The organism is Streptomyces sp. JNUCC 63 (assembly GCF_054366325.1).
In genome coordinates, this window is the sequence record NZ_CM135963.1 from 2,872,002 (window position 1) to 2,887,782 (window position 15,781).

14 protein-coding genes are annotated in these 15,781 nt (G+C 70.0%); 8 read left to right on the forward strand and 6 right to left on the reverse strand.

What is annotated here, in order from left to right; all coding sequences use genetic code 11:
* Nucleotides 1–26: 26 nt before the first annotated feature.
* Nucleotides 27–2,375 carry a transglycosylase domain-containing protein gene (locus ACX25U_RS12910; RefSeq protein ID WP_454391685.1) on the reverse strand — a complete coding sequence of 783 codons (2,349 nt, stop codon included), beginning with the start codon at nucleotides 2,373–2,375 and terminating at the stop codon, nucleotides 27–29.
* Between the two features lie 255 nt (nucleotides 2,376–2,630).
* Between ACX25U_RS12910 and ACX25U_RS12915 the strand changes: the two genes are divergently transcribed.
* The 6 genes from ACX25U_RS12915 to ACX25U_RS12940 all read left to right on the forward strand — a co-directional run bounded on the left by ACX25U_RS12915 (nucleotide 2,631) and on the right by ACX25U_RS12940 (nucleotide 7,775).
* Nucleotides 2,631–3,575 (forward strand): SPFH domain-containing protein, encoded by a 945-nt coding sequence (locus tag ACX25U_RS12915; RefSeq protein WP_454391687.1) that lies wholly within the window; start codon nucleotides 2,631–2,633, stop codon nucleotides 3,573–3,575.
* Nucleotides 3,572–3,829, forward strand: coding sequence for a hypothetical protein (locus ACX25U_RS12920; RefSeq protein WP_454391689.1), 258 nt, complete (start codon nucleotides 3,572–3,574; stop codon nucleotides 3,827–3,829). Before ACX25U_RS12915 ends, ACX25U_RS12920 begins: the two co-directional genes overlap by 4 nt.
* A 78-nt stretch (nucleotides 3,830–3,907) precedes the next feature.
* Nucleotides 3,908–4,120, forward strand: a complete 213-nt coding sequence (locus tag ACX25U_RS12925; protein ID WP_454391691.1) for a hypothetical protein — start codon at nucleotides 3,908–3,910, stop codon at nucleotides 4,118–4,120.
* Nucleotides 4,121–4,225: 105 nt separating this feature from the next.
* Nucleotides 4,226–4,750 carry a PadR family transcriptional regulator gene (locus tag ACX25U_RS12930; RefSeq protein ID WP_454391693.1) on the forward strand — a complete coding sequence of 175 codons (525 nt, stop codon included), beginning with the start codon at nucleotides 4,226–4,228 and terminating at the stop codon, nucleotides 4,748–4,750.
* Nucleotides 4,747–5,436: an ABC transporter ATP-binding protein gene (locus ACX25U_RS12935; RefSeq protein ID WP_454391695.1), complete on the forward strand. Its 690-nt coding sequence runs from the start codon at nucleotides 4,747–4,749 to the stop codon at nucleotides 5,434–5,436. The genes ACX25U_RS12930 and ACX25U_RS12935 overlap by 4 nt, the downstream gene beginning before the upstream one ends.
* The gene (locus tag ACX25U_RS12940) at nucleotides 5,433–7,775 is read left to right on the forward strand and encodes an ABC transporter permease (RefSeq protein ID WP_454391697.1); all 2,343 of its coding nucleotides are present in this window, start codon (nucleotides 5,433–5,435) and stop codon (nucleotides 7,773–7,775) included. The genes ACX25U_RS12935 and ACX25U_RS12940 overlap by 4 nt, the downstream gene beginning before the upstream one ends.
* A gap of 32 nt (nucleotides 7,776–7,807) precedes the next feature.
* Here ACX25U_RS12940 and ACX25U_RS12945 read toward each other — a convergent pair whose 3' ends face one another.
* On the reverse strand, nucleotides 7,808–8,758 hold the full coding sequence (locus ACX25U_RS12945; RefSeq protein WP_454391699.1) for a hydrogen peroxide-inducible genes activator: 951 nt from the start codon (nucleotides 8,756–8,758) through the stop codon (nucleotides 7,808–7,810).
* 133 nt (nucleotides 8,759–8,891) lie between these two features.
* Here ACX25U_RS12945 and ACX25U_RS12950 point away from each other — a divergent pair, with 133 nt between their 5' ends.
* The gene (locus tag ACX25U_RS12950) at nucleotides 8,892–9,446 is read left to right on the forward strand and encodes a peroxiredoxin (RefSeq protein WP_454391701.1); all 555 of its coding nucleotides are present in this window, start codon (nucleotides 8,892–8,894) and stop codon (nucleotides 9,444–9,446) included.
* A gap of 3 nt (nucleotides 9,447–9,449) precedes the next feature.
* Nucleotides 9,450–9,983, forward strand: coding sequence for an alkyl hydroperoxide reductase (locus ACX25U_RS12955; RefSeq protein WP_454391703.1), 534 nt, complete (start codon nucleotides 9,450–9,452; stop codon nucleotides 9,981–9,983).
* A gap of 442 nt (nucleotides 9,984–10,425) precedes the next feature.
* Here the strand turns inward: ACX25U_RS12955 and ACX25U_RS12960 are convergent, their stop codons facing one another.
* From ACX25U_RS12960 to ACX25U_RS12975, 4 genes are all read right to left on the reverse strand, one after another.
* On the reverse strand, nucleotides 10,426–11,718 hold the full coding sequence (locus tag ACX25U_RS12960) for an AI-2E family transporter (protein ID WP_454391705.1): 1,293 nt from the start codon (nucleotides 11,716–11,718) through the stop codon (nucleotides 10,426–10,428).
* A 131-nt stretch (nucleotides 11,719–11,849) separates the two neighbouring features.
* A complete protein-coding gene (locus tag ACX25U_RS12965) occupies nucleotides 11,850–12,548 on the reverse strand; it encodes an aggregation-promoting factor C-terminal-like domain-containing protein (protein WP_454391707.1) in 699 nt (232 codons plus the stop codon).
* Between the two features lie 417 nt (nucleotides 12,549–12,965).
* On the reverse strand, nucleotides 12,966–14,291 hold the full coding sequence (locus ACX25U_RS12970) for a PhoH family protein (RefSeq protein WP_454391709.1): 1,326 nt from the start codon (nucleotides 14,289–14,291) through the stop codon (nucleotides 12,966–12,968).
* A gap of 313 nt (nucleotides 14,292–14,604) precedes the next feature.
* Nucleotides 14,605–15,378, reverse strand: a complete 774-nt coding sequence (locus ACX25U_RS12975) for an isoprenyl transferase (protein WP_454391711.1) — start codon at nucleotides 15,376–15,378, stop codon at nucleotides 14,605–14,607.
* Between the last annotated feature and the right edge of the window lie 403 nt (nucleotides 15,379–15,781).

Here is a 15,781-nt window from a genome sequence, read left to right on the forward strand (position 1 = left end):
ACGGACCGGGCGCCCCTTGGCGCCGCTCACTGGTCGTTGAGGTTGAGCGGGGGATCGCTGATGCTGTCCGTCGGTTCCCTGGCCGGCGGGGCACTGGTGGTGGGCGACTCGGACGGCGGCTCGCTGGGGGGCTGCGACGTGGGCTGGCTGGGGGTGCTGCTCGGAGGCTCGGACACCGGCGGGGCACTGGTGGTGGGCGACTCGGACGGGGACTCGCTGGGCGACTCGCTGACCGACGGGGCCGCCGAGGGCTGAACCGCGGCGCCCTGCTTGGTGTCCAGGTCGAACTTGCTGGTCTCGCCCATCACGTCGAAGGTGTACTCGGCCCAGATCTGGGCGGGGTAGCCACCGCCGTTGATACGGCCGCTGCCCGGGATGAGGCCCGTGGCGCCGCTCAACGTGGTGTGCGCGTGGGTCTTCGGATCCTCGCCGAACAGGCCGACGGAGGTGACCAGGTTCGGCGTGTAGCCGGCGAACCAGGCGGACTTGTTCTCGTCGGAGGTACCCGTCTTGCCCGCCACCTGCTGGCCGTTGCGCTGCGGATTGTCCCGCACCGACCTCTGGGCCGTACCGTCGTCGACCACACCGGTCAGCACCGAGGTGACCGTGTCGGCGGCCTGGCGGCTGATGACCTGGTCACCGATCGGGTCGGCCATCTTGACCTGACGGTTGCGCTGCTCGGCCGACTTGACGACGGTCGGGGTGACCTTCTTGCCGTGGTTGGCGAAAGTGGCGTAGATCCCGGCCATCTCCAGCGGGCTCGCGCCCATGGAGCCCAGCGTCTGGGCGGGCACCGCCTGCATACCCTTGGTGTCCATGCCGAGTTGGCCGGCGACGCCCATCACCTGCTCCATGCCCACGTCGATGCCCATCTGCGCGAAGACGGAGTTGACCGACTTGTTCATGGCCGTCTGGACGGTGATGTCGCCGTAGTTCTGGTCGTCCTCGTTGGGCGGGCCGAAGCCGACCTTGGTGCCGTGGTCCACGACCTGGCGTTCGCTGGTGCCGTCGTAGATCGCGTTCGCCGTGATCGGCTGGCCGTCCTGGGTCTTGGCGTCGTGGTCCAGGGCCGCGGCCAGGATGACCGGCTTGAAGGTGGAGGCGGGCTGGTAGTCACGCCGGGTGGCGTTGCTCAGGTAGTGCTTGAAGTAGTCGACGCCGCCGTACAGGGCGAGGATCTTCCCGGTCTTGGCGTCGACCGAGACGGCGCCGGCCTGGACGTGCCCGTCGACCTTGCGCTTCTTCGGGTCCAGCTTGCCGGTCAGCTGCGACTTGACCGCCTTCTCCAGCGCGGCCTGCTTCTTCTTGTCGATGTTCAGGGTGATGTTCCAGCCCTGGCCCTCGACCGCTCGGTCCGCCTGGGCCCGGGTCAGGCCCTGGTCCTTCATCAGCTGCTGTGCGAGCTGCTGGTTGGCCAGGGCGATCAGGTAGCCCTTCTGGCCCTGCTGCCCGGGAGCGGGCTTGGGTTCCTTGGGCTCGGGGAACTTCATGGTCCGCCGCTTGGCGGCGTCCAGCCACTTCTGCCCGACCATGTTGTCGAGCACGTAGTTCCAGCGGTCCCGGGCGAGCTTCTTGCCGTTGTCGCTCGCGACGGCCCAGTCGTACTGGCTCGGGGCCTGCATCAGGGCGGCGAGGTAGGCGCCCTGCTGGACGGTGAGGTCCTTGGCGTCGACGTGGTAGTAGGCCTGCGCGGCGGCCTGGATGCCGTAGGCGCCGCGGCCGTAGTAGCTGGTGTTGATGTACCCGGCGAGGATCTCGTCCTTGGTCATCTTCTGGTCCACCTTCAACGAGATGACCAGTTCCTGCACCTTGCGCGTGACGGTCTGGTCCTGGTTGAGGTAGAAGTTCTTGACGTACTGCTGGGTGATCGTCGATCCGCCCTGCGCGCCCTTGCCGGACAGCGTGTTGAGCAGACCGCGGGCGGTGCCCTTCAGGTCGACGCCGTGGTCGGTGTAGAAGGTCTTGTTCTCGGCCGCGACGAAGCAGTACTGGACCTTCTTGGGCACCTTGGCCAGGTCCACCATCTCGCGGTTGACCTCGCCGGTACGGGCCAGGATCGTGCCGTCGCTGTACTTGTAGACGTTGCTCTGGCGCTGCGCGTCGGCGTTGCCCTCGGGGATGTCCACGATCATGTACAGCACGATGAAGGCGCCGATGCCCAGCAGGCAGAAGCCGAAGAACGTGCCGAGGATCTTCTTCCAGGTGAACAGACGGCGTATGCCGCCCTTCCCCTTGGCCGGCCGGGCGGCCCTGCGTGCCGCGGCCCTGCCGCCGCCGGCGGGGCCGATGCCGGCCGCCGGTGTCACGGACGAGCTCCTGGGCGCAGCGCGGCGGCCACCGCGCTGCCGCGCTCGTCTCTCTTCCGCTCGTCCCATGGGTCCGTCCGCTCCGCTTCCGTCTCGGCAGTCACTCACGTGGGTGCAGGTCAGCTCAGAAAGCTAACACCGACTTCTGTGGCAAAGGGCCCCCGATTCACCCCTTATCGGACGTGAGAATGAGCACCTGCCCCAGAGGAACCGACGCTTCATGTGCCCGCAGGGTTGTCATGGCGAGAAAAAGTGATATCACTTGGATAGGAAGAAGCTATGGGCCGGCAGTTCACCGGCCGTACGAGAACGGGGGGACCCGCCATGTCCACACACGCGCCACACGACTCCGCGCCCGCCACCGACCTGCCCGACATGCCCGAGCCGCGGGTGCGGGAGTTCCCGGCGCACAGCATCGGAGGCGGACTCGCCCTGCTCCTCGGCCTGCTCGGAGTACTGATCGCGGTGGCACTGGTCGCGGGCGGCAGCATGGTCACGGCGGCCGGCGCCAAGGCCGCGCTGATCGTCGTGGGCATCCTGACCGGCATCGCCGCGCTGCTCGCGATGGGCGGGCTCAACATGGTCGCGCCGGGCGAGGCGCGGGTCGTGCAGCTCTTCGGCCGCTACCGGGGCACGATCCGCGAGGACGGGCTGCGCTGGGTCAACCCGTTCACCTCCCGGAAGAAGATCTCCACCCGCGTCCGCAACCACGAGACCGCCGTATTGAAGGTCAACGACGCCTACGGCAACCCCATAGAACTCGCCGCGGTCGTCGTCTGGAAGGTGCGGGACACCGCACAGGCCACCTTCGAGGTGGACGACTTCCTGGAGTTCGTCTCCACCCAGACCGAGGCGGCCGTACGCCACATCGCCATCGAGTACCCCTACGACGCCCACGAGGAGGACGGCCTCTCCCTGCGCGGCAATGCCGAGGAGATCACCGAGAAGCTCGCCGTCGAACTGCACGCGCGTGTGGAGGCGGCCGGGGTGCAGATCCTCGAGTCCCGGTTCACGCACCTGGCCTACGCACCCGAGATCGCCTCGGCGATGCTCCAGCGGCAGCAGGCCGGCGCGGTCGTGGCGGCCCGGCGCCAGATCGTGGACGGCGCGGTCGGCATGGTCGAGGCGGCGCTCGCCCGCATGTCCGAGCGGGACATCGTGGAACTGGACGAGGAGCGGAAGGCGGCGATGGTGTCGAACCTGATGGTGGTGCTCTGCGGCGACCGGGCGGCGCAGCCGGTGCTGAACACGGGGACGCTCTACCAGTGACGGCTGCCGAGGAGGGGCCCTCCCCCAGGCGCAGGCCGCAGCAGCGCAAGCAGGTGCTGCTGCGGCTGGATCCGTCGGTGTACGACGCGCTCGCCCGGTGGGCCTCGGACGAACTGCGCTCGGCCAACGCCCAGATCGAGTTCCTGCTGCGCCGCGCTCTCACGGAGGCCGGGCGACTGCCCGGGGACACGGGCCCACTCCCACGCCGCGGCCGCCCACCCGGGGGCTCCGCCCCCAGACCCCCATCGGCCTGAGGAACCTGGACCTGGGACCGCCGGGCCGGGGGCGCCGGACCTGGAGGACGCCGGACCTGGAGGACGCCGGGTCCGGGCGTGTCCTCGGACGAACTGCGCTCGGCCAACGGCCAGATCGAGTTCCTGCTGCGCCGCGCTCCTGCGCAGACCGGCGACTGCCCGGGGACACGGACCCGCCCCTGCGCCGCGGCCGCCCTCCCGGGGGCTCCGTCCCAGCCCCCCACCGGCCCGATGAGCGCCGAGTCCGGGGCCGCCGGGCCTGAGCGTGGCCGGGCGGCCCCGGCGCCGTAGCAGAACCGTGACAATCGCCCCCCACCTGCGGGGCCGTACCTCACGCCACGCAGTGAACACGCGGTGTATACATGCGACGTATACACCGCGTGTACAGTGCCTCCCATGTCCATCGGTCACACCCTTCTGGGACTCCTGGAGACCGGCCCGCGCCACGGCTACGACCTGAAGCGGGCCTTCGACGAGAAGTTCGGTCACGACCGGCCGCTGCACTACGGCCAGGTCTACTCGACGATGTCCCGCCTGCTGAAGAACGGGCTCGTGGAAGTCGAGGCGATCGAGGCGGGCGACGGCCCCGACCGCAAGCGCTACGCCATCACCGAGGCCGGCGTCACCGACGTGGAGCAGTGGCTCGCCACGCCGGAGAAGCCCGAGCCGTACCTCCAGTCGACCCTCTACACCAAGGTCGTCCTCGCGCTGCTGACCCACCGCGACGCCGCCGACATCCTCGACACCCAGCGCGCCGAGCACCTGCGCAGCATGCGGATCCTGACCGACCGCAAGCGCAGGGGAGACCTCGCCGACCAGCTGATCTGCGACCACGCCCTGTTCCACCTCGAGGCCGACCTGCGCTGGCTGGAGCTGACCGCCGCTCGCCTCGACAAGCTCCGTGAGGCGGTGACCCGGTGACCCCTCCCCCCGGCTCCCTGCTGGCCGCCGAGAACCTGCGCAAGGCCTACGGCCCGACCACCGCGCTGGACGGCGCCGAGTTCTCCGTCCACCCCGGCGAGGTCGTCGCCGTGATGGGCCCCTCCGGCTCGGGCAAGTCCACGCTGCTGCACTGCCTCGCCGGGATCGTCACCCCCGACTCGGGGTCGATCACCTACGACGGCCGCGAGCTGTCCACCATGACCGATGCCCAGCGCAGTGCGCTCAGGCGCTCGGAGTTCGGGTTCGTCTTCCAGTTCGGCCAGCTGGTGCCCGAGCTGACCTGCGTGGAGAACGTGGCCCTGCCGCTCAGGCTGAACGGCACCTCCCGCAAGGAGGCCGAGCGGGCGGCGCTGACGTGGATGGAGCGCCTGGAGGTCGACGACCTGCGCAAGAAGCGGCCCGGCGAGGTCTCCGGCGGTCAGGGCCAGCGCGTCGCGGTCGCCCGCGCCCTGGTCACCGACCCCAGGGTGCTGTTCGCCGACGAACCGACCGGCGCACTGGACTCGCTGAACGGCGAGCGGGTGATGGAGCTGCTCACCGAGGCCGCCCGGTCCTCCAACGCGGCCGTCGTCCTCGTCACCCACGAGGCACGGGTCGCCGCCTACTCCGATCGCGAGATCGTCGTACGGGACGGGAAGTCACGGGACATGGAGCGGGTCGTATGAGAGCGCGTCAGTGGGTCCGCGACCTGTCCATGGGCGCCAGGTTCGCGTTCACGGGGGGCCGCGAGGGCTGGACCCGGGTGCTGCTGACGGCGGTCGGCGTCGGCCTCGGCGTGGCCCTGCTGCTGCTGACCACCGCGATACCCAGCGCGCTCTCGGTACGGCACCAGCGGGAACAGGCCCGCCTGGACTTCACCTACAGCGAGCACCCCCCGCCGAAGGCCGACGACACCCTGGTGATCGCGGACGTCGACACGGAGTACCACGACAAGAACATCCGCGGGCGGCTGGTGGAGCCCGAGGGGCCGCGGGCCCCGCTCGCGCCGGGCCTGACGAAGTATCCGGCGCCGGGCGACATGGTGGTCTCCCCCGCGCTGAAGGAGCTGCTCGACTCCGACGGCGGGAAGCTGCTGCGCGAACGGCTGCCGTACCGGGTGACCGGCACGATCGGCGAGAGCGGGCTCGTCGGCTCGCGCGAACTCGCTTACTACGCGGGCGTGGAGAACCTGGCGCCGCGCATGAACGGCTGGCAGGCGGCCCGGATCAACGAGTTCGGCGACCCGCACCCGTCGTCCGAGCCGATGGACCCGGTGCTGCTGCTGCTTGTGATGGTCGTCTTCGTGGTGCTGCTGATGCCAGTCGCCGTGTTCCTCGGCGCGGCGGTGCGGTTCGGCGGCGAGGCGCGTGATCGCCGGCTCGCCGCGCTCCGCCTGGTCGGCTCCGACAGCCGGATGACCCGCCGGATCGCGGCCGGCGAGGCGCTCGGCGGCTCACTGCTCGGGCTGGTGTTCGGCACGGCCTTCTTCCTGGCCGGCCGTCAGGCCGCGGGATCCGCGGAGGTCTTCGGCATCAGCGTCTTCCCCAGCTACCTGAACCCCTCGCCCGCGCTGGCGGCGCTGGTCGCGGTCGCGGTCCCGGCCGCCGCGGTGCTGGTCACCCTGCTGGCGCTGCGCGGGGTGGTCATCGAGCCGCTGGGCGTGGTGCGTACGGCCAAGCCCGCACGACGCCGGCTGTGGTGGCGGCTGCTGCTGCCGCTGGGCGGCCTGGCGCTGCTGTACCCGATGCTCGGCAAGGGCCGCGACAACGGGGACTTCAACCAGTTCCTGGTGATCGGCGGCGTGATGCTGCTGCTCGTCGGCGTGACCGCGCTGCTGCCGTGGGTCGTGGAGACGGTCGTCGCCCGGCTCGGACCTGGCGGCGGGGTTGCCTGGCAACTGGCGGTACGGCGGCTGCAGTTGAGCAGCGGTACGGCGGCGCGCCTGGTGAACGGCATCGCGGTAGCGGTAGCCGGGGCGATCGCGCTGCAGATGCTCTTCGCGGGGGTGGAGGGCGACTACACCAAGCGCTCCGGGAACGACGTGCAGCGGGCCCAGATGACTCTGCTCGTGTCGCCGGGGGTCGCACCCACCACGACCGTCGAGAAGCTCTCCGCCACCAAGGGCGTACGGAAGGTCACCGCGCTGTCCAGGACAGCCATCGGTGCCGATTCCTGGAGCTCCGAGCGGGAGAACACCTCTGCCATGGTGACGATCGGCGACTGCGCGTCCCTGCGCGAGGTGGCGACCGTGTCCTCCTGCCGTGACGGTGACGTCTTCGCGGTGAGCGGTGCCGAGGACGACGCCGACACCGCGAAGCTGGCGAGGCCCGGCCGCAAGCTGTACTTCTCCCCCACCTCCGACGAGGACCCGGCTTCGGAGGTCCGGTGGGCCGTGCCGACCATCCTGAAGTCCGCCCGTTCGATCAAGGACCCGGGCGGGGAGACTTTCGGGGGCTTCCTGATGACGCCGGCCGCGGCGCCCGCGGAGGTGATTTCGGCGGTCAGCAACAGCGTCTACCTGTCGCTCGACGAGTCGGTACCGGACGTGCGCGAGTACGTGCGCAACACGGCGACAGCCATCGACCCGATGACAAGGGTGTACGCGTTGATGTCCACCGAGCGGTCGAAGCAGTTCACCTCCATCCGCACCGGTCTGTTCGTCGGCGCGACCTGTGTGCTGCTGCTGATCGGGGCGAGTCTGCTGGTGTCGCAGTTGGAGCAGTTGCGCGAGCGGAAGAAGCTGCTGTCGGCGCTGGTCGCCTTCGGCACCCGGCGGCGCACGCTGAGCCTGTCGGTGCTGTGGCAGACGGCGGTCCCCATCGCACTGGGCCTGCTGCTGGCCTCGACGGTGGGCCTCACCCTGGGCGCGGTGCTGCTGAGGATGACGGGCACGCCCGTGGCCGTGGACTGGCCGAGCGTCCTGACCATGACCGGCGTCGGCGCCGGCGTCGTCCTCACGGTCACCCTCCTCAGCCTGCCACCCCTCCTGCGCCTGATGCGCCCCGACGGCCTGCGCACCGAGTGACCACCAGGGACTGAGCCCCCACGCGCCGGGGCTCAGTCCCTGCCGCCGCCGTTCAGCACCCGCACCGGCAGGGGCCGCAGTTCTGCTCGCAGGGCGGCGGCGAGTTCCTGGTACTCGGCGGCGCGGGCCGCGCCCGTGCGCATGGCCAGGGCGATGCGGCGGGAGGGGGCGGGGTCGGCGAAGTAGCCGGTGAGGAGCTGGTTGCTGCGGGAGGCCTCGACCCTGAGGGCGGTGCGGGGCAGCAGGGTGCAGCCGAGGCCGCCGGCGACGAGCTGGACGAGGGTGGACAGCCCGGCGGCGGTGGTCTTCACCGGCGCGTTCACGCGGCCGGCCTCGCGGCAGATGTCGAGGGCCTGGTCGCGCAGGCAGTGACCCTCGTCGAGGAGCAGCAGCTTCAGTTCCTTCAGGGCTTCGCGGGGTATGCCCTCCCGGCCGCCGAGCCAGTGGCCGAGCGGGGTGAGCAGGACGAAGTCCTCGTCGAAGAGGGGGAGTTCGACGACGCCGGGCACACCGAGGGGCACGGCGAGCAGCAGCAGGTCGAGCCGTCCGTCGGCCAGCCCCTCCAGCAGGTTGGCGGTCTGCTCCTCGTGGACCTGGAGGTCGAGGTCGGGGTAGCGGTCGTGGACGAGGCCCAGAACGGTGGGCAGGAGGTAGGGCGCGACCGTGGGGATGACACCGAGGCGCAGTACGCCGGTGAAGGGCGCGCGGAGGGCCTCCGCCTCCTCCATGAGCGCGCCGACCTCGCCGAGCACGGCCTTGGCCCGCACGGCAAGACGTTCACCCGCAGGTGAGAGCAGTACCGTGCGCGTCGTACGCTCCAGGAGGGTGACACCGAGTGTCTTCTCCAGGGTGGCGACGGCGCCGGAGAGCGCCGGCTGGCTCATGCCGATCGCCGCGGCGGCGTCCCGGAAGTGCAGGTGCTCGGCGACGGCGGCGAAGGCGCGCAGCTGGGAGAGGCTGGGCTGCCTGCGCGAACGGCTCACTTATAGGTACCTCCGATCAACACGACCGAGTGTAGCTATTTCCGTAATCAATGCACCGTGTGCCAACATCAACATCGTCCAACCCCTGAGAAACACGGGCAAAGCCGGTGTTTCTTCGCTGCAAGGAGAGCGTGTGCTCACTGTCGGTGACAAGTTCCCCGAGTTCGAACTGACCGCCTGCGTCTCGCTTGAGAAGGGCAAGGAGTTCGCGGAGATCGACCACAAGACCTACGAGGGCAAGTGGAAGGTGATCTTCGCCTGGCCCAAGGACTTCACCTTCGTGTGCCCGACCGAGATCGCCGCCTTCGGCAAGCTGAACGACGAGTTCGCCGACCGCGACGCCCAGGTCCTCGGCTTCTCCGGTGACTCCGAGTTCGTCCACCACGCCTGGCGCAAGGACCACGACGACCTGCGCGACCTGCCGTTCCCGATGATGGCCGACCCCAAGCACGAGCTGATGCGCGCGCTGGGCATCGAGGGCGAGGACGGCTACGCCAAGCGCGCGGTCTTCATCGTGGACCAGAACAACGAGATCCAGTTCACCATGGTGACGGCGGGCTCGGTCGGCCGTAACCCCAAGGAGGTCCTGCGGGTTCTGGACGCCCTGCAGACGGACGAGCTGTGCCCGTGCAACTGGACCAAGGGCGACGAGACCCTGGACCCGGTCGCGCTGCTGGCGGGTGAGTGACGCATGTCGCTGGACGCCCTGAGGTCCGCCCTTCCGGACTACGCCAAGGACCTGAAGCTCAACCTGGGCTCGGTCATCGGCAACAGTGACCTGCCCGCGCAGCAGCTGTGGGGCACGGTGCTGGCGACGGCGATCGCCTCGCGCTCGTCGATCGTGCTGCGGGAGCTGGAGCCGGAGGCGAAGGCGAACCTGTCGCCGGAGGCGTACACGGCGGCGAAGGCCGCTGCCGCGGTGATGGCGATGAACAACGTCTTCTACCGGACGCGTCACCTCCTCTCCGACCAGGAGTACGGCACCCTGCGCGCCGGCCTGCGGATGAACGTCATCGGCAACCCCGGTGTCGACAAGGTCGACTTCGAACTGTGGTCCTTCGCGGTCTCCGCCATCAACGGCTGCGGCATGTGCCTCGACTCCCACGAGCAGGTGCTGCGCAAGGCCGGTGTCGAGCGTGAGGTCGTCCAGGAGGCCTTCAAGATCGCCGCGGTGATCCAGGCGGTCGCGACGACGCTGGACGCGGAGGCGGCGCTCTCGGAGTAACGCCCGCCGCGTTGCCCGAACCCCGTCCACTTTGAGGGTGGACGGGGTTCGCGTCGTTTTCCCACCCGCCCACCCGTCTCGATGGGTCGAGGGGTCCCGCCCCAGACCCCGGCGGGGACTCCGTCCCCTGCACCCCTGGCTCGGTCCGCCCGTCTCGGTGGGGAGAGAGGTTCCGCCCTGGGGCTCCGCCCCAGACCCCCAAGGGGCTTCGCCCCCTGCGTCCCTGTCGGGCTTCCGCCCGGGTGCCGGCGGCGCTTGGCCCGTCTGCCGCATCGTCCCCCAACCGGAACGACCGGGGACAGGGAGCGCAGCCCCTGCCTGAGTCTGAGGCGCAGCCCCAGGGACAGGACCCCTCACCCCACCGAGACGGGTGAGCCGGGCAGGCCAGGACGGGGCGCAGCCCCGAACGGAGTCTGGGGCAGAGCCCCAGGGACGGGGCGCCTCACCCCACCGAGTCGGGCGGGGAAGTGGGCGAGTCCGGCGCAGCCGGCCGCGCCGCCTGACGCCGAGCCTGCCCCTGCGCGTACGCCCGCAAATACCCGACCACCGTATTCGTCACCGCGACCAACGGCACCGCCACCACCGCCCCGCCGATCCCCGCGACCATCCCGCCCGCGGCCACCGACAGCACCACCGCCAGCGGATGCACCCGAACCGCGCGCCCGAGAATGAACGGCTGCAGCACATGCCCCTCGATCTGCTGCACCGCCAGCACGACCACCAGCACCATCACCGCGGTGAAGACGCCCTGCGTCACCAGCGCGACGACCACCGCCAGCGCCCCGGACACCACCGCCCCCACCAGCGGGATGAAGGCGAACAGGAAGATGAACACGGCCAGCGGCACAGCCATCGGCACGTTCAGGAAGTAGATCCCCAGCCCGATGAAGATCGCGTCGATCAGGGCCACGATCACCGTGCCCCGCACATACGCCGTCAGCGTCCGCCACGCCCTCGGCCCGGCCCCGGCCACCCCCGGCCGCGCCGCCGCCGGCACCAGCTTCAGCGACCACTCCCAGATCCGCCGGCCGTCGTAGAGCAGGAACAGCGTGGAGAAGACGGTCAGCAGGATCCCGGTCAGCGCCTCCACGACCACCGTCACGCCCTGCAGACCGGCCGACGTTATCTGGTCGGTGTTGGCCCCGATGGCGTCCCGCAGGTCCTTGGCGATCTGGTTGATCTGCTTGTCGGTGACGTGGAAGGGACTGTTCAGCAGCCACTTGCGCAGTTGATCGATGCCGTCCTGGATCTGGCTGGAGAGCGTGTCAATGTTCTCCATGACCTGCCAGGTCACGAACCACCCGATCAGCCCCATGATGACGAAGCCGAGGATCGCGGTGAGCGCGGTGGCCGGCCCGCGCGGCAGCCCGTAGCGCCTCAGGCGGGCCACCGTCGGCTGCAGCAGCGCGGTGATGAGCAGCGCGGTCGCGAACGCGAGCACCACCAGCCGGACAGCGCTGATGACCTGCATCAGCACCCACACCGTGCCCGCGAGCACCAGCACCCGCCAGCCGACCTCCGCCGCCACTCGTACGCCCCAGGGCACGGCCTGGGCCGGATCGGGCCGGGCCGGAACGACGGTCACATGGTCCGGCAGGGCCTGGACGTCCACGCCCGACTCCGGCTCGGACGCGGCCTGTTCCTTCTCCACCTCGGCACGGCGCTCGTCCAACCGCTCACCCATTTCGGTCAGTCCGGCACCGAGCCGGCCGAACCACCGTGGCACTAGCGACATGATCGGCCCTCTTCCCCCGTCTCTCCCCACCACTCCCCCTGGAGTCGTTCCGTCCGACCGTACAGCGCGACAGCCCCTCCCTTAAGACGGGGAGGGGCTGTACGGGGGTTGAGAGCGGCGGCCGGTCCGGCTCAGTACCAGTGGTTGGCCTGCCAGAAGTTCCACGCGCCGCAGGGGCTGCCGTAGCGGCCGTTCATGTAGCTGAGGCCCCACTTGATCTGGGTGGCCGGGTTGGTCTGCCAGTCGGCACCCGCGGAGGACATCTTGGAGCCGGGCAGCGCCTGGACGAGGCCGTACGCGCCGGAGGAGGCGTTGACCGCCCGGTAGTTCCAGGTGGACTCGTGGTTCACGATGTTGCTGAAGCACTGGAACTGACCGGCGGGCACCATCGAACGCGCCATCGCCTGGACCTGCGCCACGGTGTAGGAGCTCTGGACGGGGAAGCTGGAGGCGTCGCGGGCCGCGCTGCGGCTGGCCGCGGCCTTCAGCTCGGCGCGCTCCTTGGCCTCCTTCTCCGCCTTCTCGGCCTCCGCCTTCTTGGCGATCGCCGTCTCGGCGGCCGCCTTGCGCGCGGCCTGCTCGGCCTCCTTCTTGGCGCCGGCGTCCGCCGCGATGGCCTGTGCGTCGGCCTGCTGCGCGAGCGAGACGGTCTGCACCTGGGCCTGCTGCCCCACGGGGATGTCCGCGAGAAGCGTCGTCGCGTCGGCTGCCGTCGCCTCGGCGTCGTTGTTCTGCGCGACGCTGCCCGAGGCAACACCGACGACGCTTCCGACAGCGGTGACCGCGGTGGCGGAGGCCACTGCGAATCCCCGGACCGAGATCCGGCTCACACGGTTTCCTTCCAGCATCGCCCGCTTCGGTGACCCTGGCGGACGCAATCGTGCCCCTGGCACTGGCCTCCCAACTGCGGGGTCACGGAAGGCGCGGGCCCGGTGGGCAACTCCCCGGGGGGAGCGCCGCGTGGTGCTCGGGCGGCATACGACGACGCTATGGAGTTGAACGCGGTGCCTCTGTGGTGCCGTGCCGCTGGGGGTACGGCTGTGTCGTATGCGGGGCCTGACAGGAGTGAGACTCTGCCGTAACCCGACGCCGCAAGGCAATTCCGAGTTGCGTGTGAAAGCTCACATCCCGTTTGGTCCAGGGGTTTTCCCGAATCGCCCGCATACAAGGGCGCCGCCCGGCTAGGCTCAGGCCTTTGCCGGACGGCGCCAACTCCCCTATTGTCGCCCACGGGCGGGCGGATTCGATCAGATGTGCCCGTCTTCCAGCATTTCGGTCACAAGGGCCGCGATCTGGGACCTCTCGGACCGGGTCAGCGTCACATGCGCGAAGAGCGGATGCCCCTTCAGCTTCTCCACCACGGCGACGACACCGTCGTAGCGACCGACCCTCAGATTGTCCCTTTGCGCCACATCATGGGTCAGAACGACCCGCGAATTGGCGCCGATACGGGACAGAACGGTCAGCAGAACGTTTCGCTCGAGCGACTGGGCCTCGTCGACGATCACGAACGCGTCGTGCAGCGACCGGCCGCGGATGTGGGTGAGCGGCAGCACCTCCAGCATCCCGCGCGCGGTGACCTCCTCGATGACCTCCCGGGACGTGACCGCCGACAGCGTGTCGAAGACCGCCTGCGCCCAGGGGCTCATCTTCTCCGCCTCGGAGCCGGGCAGATAGCCGAGCTCCTGCCCGCCGACCGCGTACAGCGGGCGGAAGACCATCACCTTCTGGTGCTGACGGCGCTCCAGAACCGCCTCCAGGCCCGCGCACAGCGCCAGCGCCGACTTGCCGGTGCCGGCCCGGCCGCCCATCGACACGATCCCGACGTCCGGGTCGAGCAGCAGGTCCAGGGCGATACGCTGCTCCGCGCTGCGCCCCTTGATGCCGAACGCCTCCCGGTCGCCGCGCACCAGACGGACGTTGCCCTCGGGCGTGATGCGCCCCAGCGCCTTGCCGCGCTCGGACTGGATCGTCAGTCCGGTGTGCACGGGCAGTTCGGCCGCCTCGGGGACGTAGACGTGTCCCTCCTCGAAGAGGATGTCCACCTGTTCGCCCGGAAGGGTGAGTTCGGACATCCCGGTCCAGCCGGAGGCGTCCGTGATGGCGAGTTCCGCGCGGTACTCCTCGGCCAGCAGGCCGACGGAGGACGCCTTGATGCGCAGCGGCAGGTCCTTCGAGACGACGGTGACGTCGTACCCCTCGGCCTGCAGGTTGCGGGCGACCGCGAGGATGCGGGAGTCGTTGTCCCCCAGGCGGTAGCCGGTGGGCAGCACGCTGGGGTCCGAGTGGTTGAGCTCGACCCGGATCGTTCCGCCGAGGTCCCCGATCGGTATGGGGGCGTCGAGGCGGCCGTACCGCACCCGGTAGTCGTCGAGCAGGCGCAGGGCCTGCCGGGCGAAGTAGCCGAGTTCGGGATGGTGCCGCTTGGCCTCCAGTTCCGTGACCACGACGATGGGGAGCACGACCTCGTGCTCGTCGAAACGGGTCAGGGCGTTCGGGTCCGCCAGCAGGACGCTGGTGTCGAGAACGTAGGTGCGCCGGTCTGGCTTGTGGCGCTTTGTGCTGGTCACCACGGAAGGACGTACCCCCTCGGATGAGGTCGGGGAGCGACGAAGTGGAGCTGGGCCGGTCGACGGCCCCCGCACAGGGCGGGCCGTGAACCGGCCCTCAGCGTCGTCTTCCGTGCTGTGACCACACGGTCGGGCTGGTGCAAAGGGCCTCCCGGGCGAACGGCGCCGAGCCGCCCGCTGAGATCCGACACCCGTGGTTCGGGTGTCGACCTGTCTCACTTATGCCCTCGAACACGCGCCGCCATGCAAATGCACGGAACGACGCACGAATGAACTCTGGAAGACAGGCACCTCGCCGATGGGAGGCGTACGTCCGTCAGCCGCCGTAGCGGCGGTGGCGGGCCGCGTAGTCGCGCAGCGCGCGCAGGAAGTCGACCTTGCGGAAGGCCGGCCAGAAGACCTCGCAGAAGTAGTACTCGGAGTGCGCCGTCTGCCAGAGCATGAAGCCGGACAGCCGCTGCTCGCCGCTGGTGCGGATCACCAGGTCCGGGTCGGGCTGGGCCTTGGTGTAGAGGTGGCGGCCGATCATGTCGATGTCGACGGACTCGGCGAGCTCCTCCATGGAGGCGCCCTTGTCGTGGGCCTCCAGGAGCATGGAGCGCACCGCGTCGGCGATCTCCTGCCGACCGCCGTAGCCGATGGCGACGTTGACGACTATTCCGTCGACGTGGGCGGTGGCCTCCTCGGCCTCCTTGAGGGTGGCCTGCATGACCGGCGGCAGCAGGTCCGTGGTGCCGACGTGGTGCAGGCGCCAGCGGCCGTCGGCGGCCAGCGAGCGCACGACGTCCTCGATGATGCCGAGGAGCGGGACCAGCTCCTCCTGGGGGCGGTCGAAGTTGTCCGTGGAGAGCAGCCAGAGGGTGACGACCTCGACGTCCGTCTCGGTGCACCAGCCGAGGAACTCCTCGATCTTGTCCGCGCCGGCCCGGTGGCCCTGGGCGGTGGTGGAGCCCGCGGCCTTCGCCCAGCGCCGGTTGCCGTCCATGATGACGCCGATGTGCTTGGGCACCTGAGCGGGGTCCAGGTGGCCCTCCACCCGGCGTGCGTACAGCCTGACCAGCAGGCCGCGCAGCTTGTCGCGCAGGTTCACGTCTTCGTCAGCCCCTCCGTACGGTGGTCCCAGGGGGCGAAGCCTACCGCCGGGAAACCAACGGTTCCCCAACAGGGCGCCGTGCGCGCCTTGATGCATCGGAGCGCCTGGGTGTATCAGACGCGTCCCCCGCCGCTCCTGAAAAGAAACGGGCCGGTCCGTGGGGGGGGGAGACGGACCGGCCCGAGGGGGGGGTTCCACCATAACCCTTCGTGAGTGATGCCGCGCGCACCGGCGCGACACAACTACTCTCCGAAGCCGTCCGACGACGCGCCGAGAAGGGTGGAAGCCGCCATTCCGCGCCCGATCGTGGCCGAATCGCGCCGGAATCACAGGAAAAACGGCCGGGAGACAGCGGGAACCGGAGGGTTTGAGCCGTCCGGGGCCGCCCGGCGAGTCGCCT